The sequence below is a fragment of the Paenibacillus sp. FSL E2-0190 genome (assembly GCF_037992965.1).
Classification (GTDB): domain Bacteria; phylum Bacillota; class Bacilli; order Paenibacillales; family Paenibacillaceae; genus Paenibacillus_AQ; species Paenibacillus_AQ odorifer.
This window is the reverse complement of sequence record NZ_CP150306.1, coordinates 5,929,486-5,943,492: the sequence shown is the minus strand read 5'-3', so window position 1 is coordinate 5,943,492 and position 14,007 is coordinate 5,929,486. Positions and strand designations below refer to the sequence as shown.

At 45.1% G+C, this 14,007-nt stretch carries 10 protein-coding genes; 6 read left to right on the top strand and 4 right to left on the bottom strand.

Annotation, left to right across the window (positions count from 1 at the left end; translation table 11 throughout):
- Window positions 1-99: 99 nt before the first annotated feature.
- Both NST25_RS26090 and NST25_RS26085 read left to right on the top strand, forming a co-directional pair.
- The gene (locus NST25_RS26090; RefSeq protein ID WP_036685332.1) at window positions 100-768 is read left to right on the top strand and encodes an alpha/beta fold hydrolase; all 669 of its coding nucleotides are present in this window, start codon (window positions 100-102) and stop codon (window positions 766-768) included.
- 243 nt (window positions 769-1,011) lie between these two features.
- Window positions 1,012-4,005, top strand: a complete 2,994-nt coding sequence (locus NST25_RS26085) for a carbohydrate binding domain-containing protein (RefSeq protein ID WP_076193390.1) — start codon at window positions 1,012-1,014, stop codon at window positions 4,003-4,005.
- Between the two features lie 536 nt (window positions 4,006-4,541).
- On the opposite strand, the gene NST25_RS26080 is transcribed toward NST25_RS26085, so the two are convergent.
- Window positions 4,542-5,570: a LacI family DNA-binding transcriptional regulator gene (locus tag NST25_RS26080; RefSeq protein WP_340392785.1), complete on the bottom strand. Its 1,029-nt coding sequence runs from the start codon at window positions 5,568-5,570 to the stop codon at window positions 4,542-4,544.
- A gap of 122 nt (window positions 5,571-5,692) precedes the next feature.
- Here NST25_RS26080 and NST25_RS26075 point away from each other — a divergent pair, with 122 nt between their 5' ends.
- Window positions 5,693-7,393, top strand: coding sequence for a glycoside hydrolase family 13 protein (locus NST25_RS26075; RefSeq protein ID WP_076128007.1), 1,701 nt, complete (start codon window positions 5,693-5,695; stop codon window positions 7,391-7,393).
- Window positions 7,394-7,431: 38 nt separating this feature from the next.
- Here the strand turns inward: NST25_RS26075 and NST25_RS26070 are convergent, their stop codons facing one another.
- Entirely contained in the window at window positions 7,432-8,532 is a 1,101-nt protein-coding gene (locus tag NST25_RS26070; protein ID WP_076099379.1) for a M23 family metallopeptidase, read from the bottom strand.
- Window positions 8,533-8,786: 254 nt separating this feature from the next.
- Between NST25_RS26070 and lipA the strand changes: the two genes are divergently transcribed.
- The 3 genes from lipA to NST25_RS26055 all read left to right on the top strand — a co-directional run bounded on the left by lipA (window position 8,787) and on the right by NST25_RS26055 (window position 10,885).
- The gene (lipA, locus tag NST25_RS26065) at window positions 8,787-9,692 is read left to right on the top strand and encodes a lipoyl synthase (protein WP_036685320.1); all 906 of its coding nucleotides are present in this window, start codon (window positions 8,787-8,789) and stop codon (window positions 9,690-9,692) included.
- Between the two features lie 236 nt (window positions 9,693-9,928).
- Complete coding sequence (locus tag NST25_RS26060; RefSeq protein ID WP_081387240.1) at window positions 9,929-10,594, top strand: YutD family protein; 666 nt, start codon at window positions 9,929-9,931, stop codon at window positions 10,592-10,594.
- 135 nt (window positions 10,595-10,729) lie between these two features.
- The gene (locus tag NST25_RS26055; protein ID WP_339281403.1) at window positions 10,730-10,885 is read left to right on the top strand and encodes a hypothetical protein; all 156 of its coding nucleotides are present in this window, start codon (window positions 10,730-10,732) and stop codon (window positions 10,883-10,885) included.
- Between the two features lie 330 nt (window positions 10,886-11,215).
- Here the strand turns inward: NST25_RS26055 and NST25_RS26050 are convergent, their stop codons facing one another.
- Together NST25_RS26050 and NST25_RS26045 are read right to left on the bottom strand one after the other, a co-directional pair.
- On the bottom strand, window positions 11,216-12,655 hold the full coding sequence (locus NST25_RS26050) for a S41 family peptidase (RefSeq protein ID WP_076128004.1): 1,440 nt from the start codon (window positions 12,653-12,655) through the stop codon (window positions 11,216-11,218).
- A gap of 81 nt (window positions 12,656-12,736) precedes the next feature.
- Complete coding sequence (locus NST25_RS26045) at window positions 12,737-13,921, bottom strand: copper amine oxidase N-terminal domain-containing protein (RefSeq protein WP_076193388.1); 1,185 nt, start codon at window positions 13,919-13,921, stop codon at window positions 12,737-12,739.
- Window positions 13,922-14,007 lie beyond the last annotated feature (86 nt).

Genomic DNA, 14,007 nt, shown 5'->3' with positions numbered 1-14,007 from the left:
AGGTTTTACATAGAAGGTTGGAATGAATAGAAAATAAAGGGGATTGGCATTATACAATAAAGTTGGAATTCAGTATGGAATGTGAAAAGAGGGACAATTATGGAAAGTTGTTTATTTATTCATGGCTTTACCGGAGGTGAGCATGAAATCTCTCCCTTGTCCCAGTTTATGGAGCAGCATAATTATCGTTCCAGAACATTTACCCTGAAGGGGCACGGGGGCAGCAGGAATGATCTACTGCATTCGGATCGACATGATTGGCAGCAAAGTGCTGAGGATGAATTAACAGAGCTGTTAAAGACAAATGACGGCGTTCATCTGATCGGTTTTTCAACCGGTGCTCTTATTGCTTCACATCTTTCCGTGCGCTATAAACCTTGGATTAAATCTCTCACTTTGTTGTCTACCCCTGTGTTTCCGCTGAATCCTGTAGAAATTATTAAGACCCTTGGGAGCTTTTCCATGCTAAAAACTTATATTAGTAAATTCAGTTCAACGCCTCCAAAAGCAACTCGAGAGTTCCAGCGATTGGTTCGTGAGAGCTTTTCTGTCTATCCGCATATTGAGACTCCAACCCTGATCGTGCAAGGAAAAAGAGATCATCTAGTGAAGACTAGAAGCGCCGATTACCTACGACATCATATGATCAAGGCGACCCAAAAACAGGTGCTGATGGTCGACAACAGTGGTCATATGGTGTGCCATTGTGAAGAGAAGGACCGAATTATGAATGAGGTCTTGCAGTTTATTCAGACGGCGGGACGCTGAACTCAAACAGTAAATATTCAACCCCAAGAGCTTCCTAAATAGGAGCTCTTTTTTTGTTGTGCATTTCAATTTTAAGGCTTGACAATGCGTCTTGTGTCATGGTAATTTTTAGTAGGGAAACCGGTTTCCCTAAAATTCGTTTGTTTCTATGCCAAAAACATCGCTGGAAAGGTCGTTTTTAATCCAAGAAGTAGGTTTTAGTGTGTTATGAATACGCTTTAATAAGAGAGGGAGATGCGCGCGATGAAACGTAAGTTATGGTACGTGCCCGTTCTGATTACATCTATTCTTCTTTCTACTGTGATTAATTTATTCGTCTTAGCGCCACAACAGGCAGATGCAGCCAGCATCGGTACGATTAACGAGAATGATACCATTTATCAGATTATGGTTGACCGGTTTAATGACGGGGACTCTTCCAACAATGCTACGGGAGCGGCAATTCGCTATGGCGAGAACTCTGAAGAAGATTTCCGTTATATGAAAGGCGGAGATTGGCAAGGAGTGATCGACAAGCTGTCTTATATTAAAAATATGGGCTACACCGCGATCTGGATTTCCCCAGTGGCGGAGCCGCAAATGACGAATCGGGAGAACAATGGCAGTGGTAAAAACACGGCGTATCACGGGTACAACGTTAAGGACCCTAACGCAGCCAATCCCTACTTCGGTACAAAGGAGAAGCTGAAGGAGTTAGTGGATTCCGCACATGCGGTTGGCATCAAGGTGGTTATAGACGTTGTGCCAAACCATATCGGGGATTATATGCTGGGTACCCAAGCCTACTATGATATCCCTAGTCTGCAGCCAGCAGCTCCTTTCAATAACCCGGCTTGGTATCACCATAACGGAGATATCAACTGGTCTTTGGCAGACGGAAGATACGATCAATGGGCACAGGATTACTTAGAAAATCATGATTTAGGCGGACTGGATGACATTGACTTCGATGTCCCTGCTGCTAAAAAGGCCATATTTGATTCGATTAAAGGCTGGTTTGACTATACAGGGGCAGATGGTGCGCGTGTAGACGCAGCCAAGCTGATGAAGCCGACTGATATTGGTGAATTGCAAAATTATCTGGGGGTTAATACCTTTGGCGAGAATTTTGACGGCAATGCTGAATTTGTCTCGCGCTGGGTCGGCAACAACAAGGAGTGGGGCATGCTTGATTTCCCAATGTTCTTCTCCGTTCTAAATAGCTTCGCATATGGGCAGTCTTTTGACTCCAATATTAAAAGCACCTTGGCACAGGATTCCTACTATAACGGAAATGCCAATCACATGGTTACCTTTATCGACAATCATGACCGCAATCGTTTTCTCACAGAAGCTGGAGGAAGCGTAGATAAGCTGCAGAACGCTTTGAGTTTTATTTTTACAGTGCGTGGAACACCCGTTGTCTTCCAAGGTACGGAACAGAACAAAGGCAATGGTAATGGGCAGATTATGACGGGAGGCATCGCCGATACCTGGAACCGCTGGTCAATGGTGAAACGGGATGCAAACGGCAATGTAATAGAGAATTATTTTAATGAGAATGCCAGCACCTACAAGCACGTAGCCAAACTTAATGAGATTCGGAAAAATAATCCGGCACTCCGTACAGGCACTCAACGTGAAATGTGGTCTGCACAGAACTTATATGCTTTTTCACGTCGTATTGACACTGGAACTAATCTGGGGCAGGAAGTTATCTCCGTATTCAGTAATAAATCCAGCGGCTCGCAGACCGTTACCATTCCACTGCGTGCAGAGAGCAGCTTGGCAGTCGGGACGGTTCTTTATAACCAGTTGAACACTTCGGATACGGTAACCGTACAATCGGGTGGAGCAACTGGCAAGCAGATCACTGTAACCGTGGGTGCAAATGCAGCCAAAATCTATGCCAAACAACAGCTTCCTACAGATACAGTTGCTCCAACTGTACCCACTAACGTGACCGCAACCGTTCAAAATGCATCCAGTGCTTTAGTAAGCTGGACCGCTTCCACCGACAATGTAGGTGTGACCGGATATGAAATTTATCGCAACGGCGTAAAAGTGGGTACATCCGCAACTACTTCATATACGGATAACGGATTATCTGCCAGTACTACGTATGACTATACGGTAAAAGCAATGGATGCAGCAGGCAATCTATCCCTCCTTAGCGCGATTGCTTCAGTGACAACACCAGCGGGGAACAGTGTCACTATTTACTATAAGCAGGGCTATACCTCGCCTTATATTCATTATCGTCCTGCAGGAGGAACTTGGACGACATCACCGGGTGTGGCGATACCTGTCTCTGATGTAGCAGGCTACAACAAAATAACGATTAATATTGGCTCAGCCAGCCAGCTTGAAGCTTGCTTTAACAATGGCAGCGGCACTTGGGACAGTAACGGGGGCAGCAACTATTTATTTAGTGCCGGCACCTGGACCTATACACCAACTGGCAATATTCAATCGGGTGGACCCGTGACGCCGACACCAACGGTAACGCCGACACCGACACCGACGGTAACACCAACGCCAACTCCGACGGTAACGCCGACACCGACACCAACCGTAACGCCAACACCGACGCCAACGGTAACGCCGACACCGACACCAACCGTAACGCCAACACCAACACCAACGGCAACACCTGTCGGCAGCACGGCAACGATCTATTATAAGAATGCGGCTTATAGCAGCTCTTATATCCATTATAAGCTCGATGGTTCAACGGTCTGGACGACGTCTCCAGGCGAGCAGCTTCAAGCTTCTGCTTTTACAGGATATAAGGCGGTTACGATTCAGTTGGACACGGCAGCTGGGCTGACCGCAGCCTTTAATAATGGCAGTGGCACATGGGATAACAATGGAGGCAATAACTATCATTTTGCTGCGGGCACCTGGAGTATGGTGAATGGTAACATCACCGCAGGAGAGCCACAAGCGGATAGTGTTACATTCCGAGCAACTGTTCCTGCGTCTACTCCTGTGAGTGATCCCGTTTATCTCTCCGGTTCCTTCAATAGCTGGAATGCGGCAGATCCGAACTACCAACTGACGAAGGGTAGTGATGGTATTTACTCCATCACACTAAGTCTACCGGCGGGAACAGCAATTCAATACAAAGTTACACGAGGTGCTTGGACTAATGTGGAGGTGAATTCGAATGGATCGGATCTTTCCAATCGAACCCTTACGCCATCAGGCGGTGCACAAACCGTAAATCTGACGGTTCAGCGCTGGAAGGATCTATAAGCTTCATAATATCTACAGCTTAAACACACCAAGGAGCGGCTCCCGTATGGGGCCGCTCCTTGGTAAGCAGTATGAAGCTTTTTAATTGCATAAAGTACAATTAAACTTTCTGTTTGAAGCTGGTAGAAAGATTTAACTGTATTTTGTGCAGTAGAATTCAGGAAAAAGGCTGTTTTTTGCCGATTTCACGAGTTTTGACTGCACAAAGTGCAATTAAATCGAATGTTACCCATCCTATAAGGATATCTATTGCACAAAATGCAATTAAATCCGATGTAGCCATTTTGGCTACTCAAATTCTATCAAGCTAAAGCAGTTACTCCAGACAATCAAGCCGAATCAGCACGCAGCGCAATAAAGTTCAGTCAGCTACACAAGCTCAATCAAGCTCAGTTAGTTACTCAAACAATCAAACCGAAACAGCACGCAGCGCAATAAAGTTCAGTCAGCTACACAAGCTCAATCAAGCTCAGTTAGTTACTCAAGATAATCAAACCGAAACAGCACTCAGCGCAACCAAGCTTCCTGCCTCTTCACTAAGTTCCCGCCGGGAACTGGGATCTCATAGTTGACTCACGAGGAATGAGTTCTGGCTCGAGAAGCAAATGCCTAGAGGGTATGTTGTTGTTACGAATGCGTTGCATCAGCAGCTCGCCTGAAGATATCCCCAGCTGGAAGGTGTCGATATTTAGCGAGGTTAGAGGAGGCGTAGTGTAACGGGACAGAGGATATTCATCAAATGCGGCAATGCCGAGCTGTGAGGGAACATGAATATCCAGTGATTTTGCAGCTTGAAGCACCCCGAAGGCAACATAGCTGTTCATGCATACTACGGAGTCTGGTCGATCTTCGCTCTGTAGAAGCTCAAGTGCAGCAAGATAGCTCTCATGTTCATCAGCCTTACAATTGATAATCCATTGCTGCTGATCGGCAAGATCTGCTTGCTGCAATGCTTGCAAATATCCACTCAGACGATGAGTATAAATCTTTTCCTGCTGCTGCCCGCCTATGAAGGCTATTTTGGAGTACCCCTGCTTTATTAAATGTGAGGTCAGCATGCTGCCGCCTGCTTCATTATCGAAATCAACCCAGCTTCCGGGAGTCATAATTTCGCCGATGGAGATGTAGGGAAACTCCAAGCGGTTCAGTTCTTCGCAAAGCTCTTCCGTTAGTACGGAGTTATTCGCTATGATTCCGTCGACACGTTTGCTGAATACAAGTCTATTTAGAAAATGTCCTTCCGGACTACTATGCTGCACATTGGAAATAGTCAGCTCGTATTTTAAAGGTGCAATTACACTTTCTATTCCACCGATGATGTTGTAGAAAAACTGGTTTAGAAATTCACTTTCCTTGGACATATCGACCAGAAGACCAATATTACAGCTGCTTTGTCTGGCTAATCCGGTAGCGATACTACTTGGTGTATAGTTCATTTGCTTCATAATTTCGCGAACTTTGTGTTTCGTTTCCTGTGATATTTTTGGGGAATCGTTTAATACTTTGGATACGGTAGATTTAGCCACATTGGCTGCTTTGGCAATATCAGAAATGGTTACTTTCATTGTCTTCCCCTCATAATCCGGAACGGTATTTGTAACCATAATAACACAAATTTAGCAGTCTCTCTAATCACAATAAGTCTCATAGATTTAACGATAAAAGTATAAAAAGGAGTTTAGAAGTTATGCCTCATACATGGTTTTTATATCATACAAGTGAAGATCCGTTTGCCTATCCTATGGGTACGGGCATCTTGAAGCTCAGACTGTTCACGCAAGCTGGACAACAATTATCCTGTACCGTCATCTACTCAGACCGTTATGATTCTCCGGGGCATGAAGTTCCTTTGCAGATGGAGCGGATTGGGTCGGCAGGTGTTTATGAGATACATGAAGCGGTCATTGAGACCCCTACTAAAAAATGCAGATATCTATTCCATGTAACTAATCCTGCTGGTGAATATGTCTGGTATGGAGAGAGAGGGGCGTCGGAGAACCGGGAACGCGCGGGTTCTTTTCAATATGCATATCTCCATCATTCTGAGGCGTTGAAGTTACCTTCATGGAGCATGGATGCAGTAACCTATCAAATCTATCCCAGCAGTTATAACGAAGGGACCTTACAAGGCATCTCTGACAAAATGCCCTACCTGCAACAGTTAGGAGTAAACGTTGTTTATATGACGCCTGTATTTGAGTCTCCTTCAGAACATAAATATAATACCTCCGATTACTATAAGGTTGATCCAGTATTTGGGGATACGGAAGGATTGAAGGCACTGGTCAGCCAGGCGCACAGGCATGGAATCAAAGTGATTTTAGATGCTGTGTTTAATCATTCGGGAGATCGCTTTTTCGCGTTTAAGGATGTGTTGGCAAAAGGAGAGCAATCTCCGTATAAAGATTGGTTCTTCATTCATTCCTTTCCGGTTACGCAGACTCCTGTACCCAATTATGAAACGTTTGCCAAAGCTGAAGCGCATATGCCAAAGCTGAACATGGATAATCCGGATACGGCGAATTACATGATTGAGGTTGCGAAGTATTGGGTGCGCGAGACAGGGATTGACGGCTGGCGTCTGGATGTGGCCAATGAAGTTAATCCGCGTTTTTGGTCCCGGTTTCGGCAAGAACTCAAATCTGAATATCCTGAAATCCTGCTGATCGGTGAGATTATGCATGCTTCTGGGCCATGGCTTAGAGGGGATCAGTTCGATGGAGGAATGAATTATGTGCTTCGTGATGCAGTATTAGAATTTTTTGCGGAACAATCGACGGGGCCAGTTCGCTTTATGGAGCAATTGCTCCATCAGGAGGCGTTGTATAATGACCAGGCGAATTCGGCTATGTTTCAGTTGCTTGGCAGCCATGATACCCTGCGGTTTCTTACGGCATGTAAAGAAGGTGGGCGTGGTTGGGACCGCTTGGGTACCGCTGTTGAACGTATGATGCTGGCTGTTTTTTTCCAGATGACCTATATCGGCATTCCAATGATCTATTACGGGGATGAGGTTGGGATGGAAGGGGCGACGGACCCCCACTGTAGAAAAGCTATGATATGGCAAGAACAAGCTCAGAATGCAGTGCTGCATAAGTGGTATCAACAGTTGATTTCTCTGAGAAAAAGTCATGAGGTTCTGCGCAAAGGCTCCTTCCGTCCTTGGTTTACTGATGAAGTTCGTAATGTGCTTGGTTACATACGAGGTGTGGAGCACGAAAAGATAGGGCTGATTATCAATAATTCTCCAAACCCTTACCAACTAGAGCTTAGCCCATATCGAGCTGATAAGAACGAATTAACTGATTTATTGTCTGGAGTAATTTTTAAAAATAATAATAAGCTTACGGTCAGCATTGAACCATTCGGCTGTTTGATGTTGTATTAAAAAAGAAAAGGCCCCTCTCTAAGGAAAGGGACCTTATTCTAATTTACGGCACTTTTTTTGCTTCTTTTGTTCTTTAAGTCTCTATATTCCTGATTCTCCCATTGTTTCAGCAACGGAAACGGATCAAAAGCCCATTCGGTAATTCCGCGATCGCGGTAAATGCCAAAATGTAGATGCGGAGGAAATTTCCCTTGAGTTCCGGGATTGCCGTAACCCGAGCTGCCTACCCAGCCAATAATCTCACCGGGGGTGACTATATCTCCGCGAGAAATGGTTTTGTTATATCCAGATAGATGAGCGTAATAATGGTAACGGTTCTCAATATCGCGAATCCCGATTCTCCAGCCGCCGTATCGGTTCCAGCCTTTTGTCTCCACTAAGCCAAAGCAGGTGCTTCGGACGGGCACTCCTTGAGGTGCAAATAAATCTGTTCCTTCATGGATACGTGCTCCACCCCAGCTTCTTCCAGTGCCCCAAGTGCTACGATAAGAATAAAGGTTACTTAAGGGAAGCGGGAAGGCATTGCCGGATAGGTCCAGCCGTCCAAAATGTTCATATAACTTCGCGAACTGGGTAATGCGCTGCGAGGCGCGGCCATTGTGATAATACTCCCAGACCCCGATACTGAAATCACTAGCGGATTGTCCATACTTCAATAAGTGTCTAGCCATGCTATAGAGAACGTCCGCATCATTCTCTGGATCAGCAATGCCGTCTCCTGAGCCATCACTGCCAAAACCATCAAAGAAGCTAATGGAGTTCGGGGAAGTATCCCCTTGATCCGGATTGAGTGGACCAGCCCATACCGGTGCCGGGATCTTTATGGCTGTAAGGCGCGTGGAGACAGGCTGCCCTGAGGCTCCCTTTTTGGCGAGCGTGCGTTCATATTGATCAATGGCTGCGAACCTAAACCACGGGATACCAGTAGCTGCGCTCATTTGCTCATAAATCTGTCTACGGCCAGACCATTGCGCTTCTTTGCTAGCACTAGCGGGATCCCCGCTGCTCATCACCGGTTGGATTGTAGGCCGCGCTACAGCTGCTGAAACGGGAAGGTTTAAACCACCCCAGAGGATAGCGGCCGCGGACAGGCATAACAGGGTTCTCCGGTCTTTAATATTCTTAAATAGGGCCAGCAAGATAACAGCCTCCTTTTGTCCGGGCATTAAATTGAATGTAGTCACTTCGGATGAAGCTTTTTTATAGATTGGTGCAAAATGCTACTTTTTATCCGTTCTTGTCTAAAGGTACCAGAAAAATCTCGCTGGAAACTCCAGATGATACACCCTGCATATTTCACAAAAACAGGCAATTGTAAATCGCACATGTTATAATATGAGGCAGCAACTTTCATCTGCAGCATCACATTCAGGAGGAAGCGGGGTTTATCATTTTGTCTAATAAAACAGCAAAGCAACCTAAACCGGATTGGATTAAGATTAAGCTAACTACCGGTGACAACTATCAGGAAATCAAAAGCATGATGCGTTCCAAAACTTTACATACCGTATGTGAAGAAGCTAGGTGTCCGAATATTTATGAATGCTGGGCAAACCGTACGGCTACCTTCATGATTTTAGGTGATATTTGTACACGCGCATGCCGTTTTTGTGCAGTGAATACAGGGATGCCTACAGAACTGGACCTGCAGGAGCCTGAACGTGTAGCTGAAGCTGCAGAGAAAATGAATCTTCGTCACTGTGTGGTGACTAGTGTGGCCCGCGATGATCTTGCGGATGGTGGCGCTCAGATTTTTGCTGAGACGGTAGCGGCGATTCGTAAACGCCTTCCGTTATGTAGTGTTGAAGTGCTTATTCCAGACTTTTTAGGAGACCGGAATAGTCTTGAGATTGTCATGAACAGTAATCCAGACATTCTTAATCATAATATTGAGACCGTGGAACGGATGTCAGATCGTGTACGGGCTAAAGCGAAGTACCCTCGTTCCTTGGAATTGCTGCGCAGAGCCAAGGAAATGAAACCCAATATTCCAACCAAATCGAGCATCATGCTTGGTGTCGGTGAAGAGTGGAATGAGATTTTACAAGCAATGGATGATTTGCGAGCCGTAAATTGTGATATATTGACTTTAGGACAATATTTGCAACCCACTCCAAAACACTTAAATGTGGAGAAATATTATCCACCGGAGGAATTTGCACTGTTGAAGGAAGAGGGAATGAAGCGTGGCTTCAGCCACGTGGAATCAGGCCCGCTAGTTCGCAGCTCTTATCATGCGCATGAGCAGGTGAAGTCTGCAGCTCAAGCTCGCGAGGAGCGTGCGGTTTCTTCTAGCTAATTATTGCTTTTCTGTGGTTTAATTCACGGAGAATGTTAGTAAGAGGAGGAAGAAGCGACAGCGTTCTGATATCTCTGCTCTTAGGTTACCCATAAAAATCGTTGATTTGCGTCATCGGAGGGGAATATTGGTGCTGTAGGAGCGGTTCTAGAACAGCGACCGAAAGCCCAATATTCCACATAGATGGCGGCATAATCAACGCCACGATACCCAAAGAAAGGCAGGCGACAAAAGGTTTGATCGTAATAGGCGGAAAAGGCTATGAACTTATGTTGGATCATAAGGATGGTTGGAATCCGGAGGCGTTTCGCGGGAGATATAGCGAGGTGCTGGAAAGATACGACTATATTATCGGTGACTGGGGTTACAGTCAGTTGCGTTTGAAAGGTTTTTACCGGGACAACCATCCTAAGGTGAATCGGGATACAGCGATTTCGGGTATGGTTGATTATATTAATGAATATTGCAATTTTGGCTGCGCTTATTTTGTGCTGCATAAATTGAAAGAGGTACCACAGGAAGGCATGTTCAAGGATATTTTAATCAAAGAAATACCAGAGCCGAGTGATGAAGAGGCCTTGGAGCAAGAAGGGGAAGCTAGTGATGAAGCGGCTGCAGATAAAGAGTTCTCTGTTAAAGAAACATCCTCTAAGCAAGGCTCGAATCACTCATTGGCATTTAAAGAGATGACTTCTTCTAAGGACAATATGGCGAAGGATAGACCTGTGAGAGAACATCAGAGCCGAAATCACCGGGGCAAGGATTCACAGGGCAAGAAATCCAAAAAGGATTTCCAAGGCAGACCGCCACAAGGTCAGTCTCAGAAGCCCCAAAACACACCAAAACCTCAAAGCGCTCAAAACAACCAAAACAACCAAAACATAGAAAATTCACAACCTTAATGATGAAAGCTGAACCATAAGTAGAGTCCTTCTACGAATGAGCCAGCTTTTTTTCTTATAAAAAATAGCAGAGCAGCGTTTCTCCCGGTACTTGGAGATCGCTGCTCTGCTGTTGCTGTGCCGCTCGGTGTTGCTGTGCCGCTCGGTGTTGCTGTGCCGCTCGGTGTTGCTGTGCCGCTCGGTGTTGCTGTGCCGCTCGGTGTTGCTGTGCTGCTGTGTGTTGCTCTGCTGCTCTTTGCTGTTAGTCGTTGGCTGCTTGACCCAGCAGTTTCATCATCCCCTAAGGCTTAAGGACCCAGATGCCGTTATTTGCGAATTTTCAGCCTTTTGAGCGGGGTTTCGGACTCCAATGATGCTATTCGTTAGAAAGAGGCGTAATTATGGTGTTTTTCATACCAATAGCGACTATGGGGTCCGATAGCATAACAAATATGGATTAATATTGCGTTTAGGGTCATCCATGTCCGATAGGTGCTACAGATGTTTCGTAGGTGCAAATATTATCAAACTAAACAAAGAACAGAAGTTGTCTCAACGGCCATTTCATGGCTTATGTGACAACTCCTGTTTTTACTCATTGGTGCTTGATTCAGCAGCTTAATGATTAGTGAGATTAAGGATCTATTTTACAGATAATTTCAATTGTTTCTGTGTTGCATTGTAACTCCATACAAGCGCAGGGAACTTCTTCTTAAAGGCATTTAATTCAATGAAGGTCTCGCCGTTCTGAGAAAGCGCCTCTTTGGAGGACAATGTAAAGCCGGTCGCTTTACCTGCCCCGTTCGTTACGATGACTTTTTTGTTCTTGGCATCCCATGTGATGTCGCCTTCGATCAGTGCACCTAATACGAGCGAAGAAGCATAAGTCTTATCTCCTTGCTTTATTAGACCCACATTACCAGCAAAGGCAACCCCGTTGACGTTCAAGATATGATGATCACCGGAAACCTCAATGCTTTTCATTCCTGCAATCTGAAGAGCGGTAATCAGCTGTGCAGTTTTGCCTTTAACCTCAATATCCGGTGCAAGGCCGATGTGATTAAAGTCTTCTTTATTTGGAGTTAGGTATTTCTGCGTAGTCAGCTTCAGCATGTCTCCATTAGACATTGGAAGCAGGCTCTGAATACGTGCTTTGCCGAAAGAACGAGTGCCTACGACGGTAGCGAGCTTATTGTCACGTAATGCGCCAGTAAGCGCCTCAGAAGCGCTGGCAGTGTACTCATTCGTTAGAATAACGACGGGTACACCTATTTTGCTGCCGCTGGTAATCGTTACTGGAGTAAGTGCTCCGGTTTGATCGGAGGTATACATCATGATGCCTTTATCCATAAAATTGGAGGTAATGTTGTATGCCGAATCCATATAGCCGCCTAAGTTGTCACGCAAATCAAGCACCATCGATTTCATACCTGCTGCGCGCATCTTTTTCAGCATGGCGGCGAATTCTTCATCGGAATTCTGTGTGAAACCGCTCAGTGTGATGTAGGCTATTTTCTGTCCAACAATGGTTCCGGTAACGGAAGTTGAGCTGATTTCATTCCGGGTTACACGAAATGATTTAGACACTCCATTCCGGAGCACCTGCAGAGTGACCTTGGTGCCTGCGGCTCCGCTTAACTCGTCACCTTCAGTCTCTTCAACGGGGATTCCGTTAATTTTGACTATCGTATCGCCGCGTTTCAGACCTGCTTGTTCTGCAGGCGAACCGGGTGTTATGTCTTCGATGTAGAGTTCTGTTGCGGTATATTGCAATCTAACACCAATACCAACGTATTCCAGATCAACATCATGTTCAAATTGTGCCGCTTCCTCGGTATTGAAGTATTGGCTATAGGGATCATCCAGGGTGTTCACCATGCCGTCAATGGCTCCACGAATCAAGGTATCCTTATCTACACCGGAGAGGTTATAGTTCTCCAGAATATTCATGACTTCATTGATAAGATCACGGTTATCTGTAGATGCCTGAGCGGCATCGGCAGCAGACACCACTGGAGCAAAAGTTAGGGATAAAGCCAGACAGCTGCCTAGAAGTGCACTTATTACTTTATTGGATTTCATGGAATCATACGCCCTTTTTATATAATTTATAAGATAAGAAAGTATACACTGCACGAATTAACTTTCTGTGACGTATGGTTGTTAGGATTTCACAAGTTTATAGTAAACGCTGTAGGTGTTATCAGTAGTCCATACCCCGTTATCCGACTTGGATAAAATGAAGATCGTGCCTTGCTCAAAAGTTTCCTCTTCACTGGCATCCTTCTCTTTGCTTTCTACATAAATAGCTGCTTCTTTGGCGCTAAAATAGTAGATACTCGAAACGCTTGGAGTATAAATGACGTCATATGAAGTAAAGAAATCTTCCAGATCTTCCTTAAGGGAAGTATCATATTCTTCTCCGTATGAAGTCATGGTGGAAAGAACAGCGGCCGAATTTTGTTCATTCATAGCTTGATAATATTTGGTGATATTACCTTTGATGGCATCCGCATCATTTTGAGGAATGTTAGCTGCTGTTTTTAGAGCTTGTTCACGAGTCAGCAGTATCACGGAGCTTTGGGATTCCACAGATGATATTTTCCAGCTTCCATTCTTGCGGATAAGTGTATACATGTATTCGTCCTCTGTATCTGGCGTATAGGCCCCACCTGTCCGGCGAGAGCTTTCCAGTGTATAGACAGTAGCGTCATTGCCTGAAATATCAATGATTTCCAAACTCTCAATAGTATTTTTTATGTCAAAAATCTCAAAGGATGCATTAAGATCCGCCACCGAGTCCGCATTAGAGGATTCTGAATCCATAAGGGAATAGAAGCTAATTGCTTTTTCTTCATTGAAATATTTATTAGACAAACGGATTAATGCTGTAATCGCTGCTTCGTCCTTATCTTTGGATACTGGGGTGGTGATTTGCACGCTTCTGCTGGTTGAATTCCAGACGGCTGTGCCTCCGGTTGCCTCTGCGATAAAACGTAAAGGAATGTATGTAGTGCCAGCTGAGGAGACTGGTGCGGTGGTCAGTTTTTTCACGGTTCCGTTAACGGTTGCGCGGTTGCTGCCAATTTTCAGGCTGATCGCCAGATTTGAACTTTTACCTGTTACTGTTCCAGTCTTGGCATCCCAAAGCACCTGAAGTCCAAGCTTTTCGAAGATGACCCGGAAAGGGACAAGTACAGAATTGTTCGCTAAGTATGGGGTTCCTGCGGTAAAGGAAACCTTACTGCCGTTGATATAAACATCAATCGGTTTTGAAGCAGCAAAAGCCGGGACCGCCAGTATCAGGGCCAGAAGACTTATGCTCAAGAGGGATAATAATTTTTTCAACAGTACTCTCTCCTTTTATGTAACTCTTTGTAAAATAGCCTCATTATACCATTTGATTTCTCTCTATGTCTATCAATTGGTGTTAG

Bases quoted from the DNA above. Each gene is read 5' to 3' on its own strand.
- NST25_RS26090 (WP_036685332.1), top strand. From the start codon at position 100: ATGGAAAGTTGTTTATTTATTCATGGCTTTACCGGAGGTGAGCATGAA.
- NST25_RS26085 (WP_076193390.1), top strand. From the start codon at position 1,012: ATGAAACGTAAGTTATGGTACGTGCCCGTTCTGATTACATCTATTCTT.
- NST25_RS26080 (WP_340392785.1), bottom strand. From the start codon at position 5,570: ATGAAAGTAACCATTTCTGATATTGCCAAAGCAGCCAATGTGGCTAAA.
- NST25_RS26075 (WP_076128007.1), top strand. From the start codon at position 5,693: ATGCCTCATACATGGTTTTTATATCATACAAGTGAAGATCCGTTTGCC.
- NST25_RS26050 (WP_076128004.1), bottom strand. From the start codon at position 12,655: ATGAAATCCAATAAAGTAATAAGTGCACTTCTAGGCAGCTGTCTGGCT.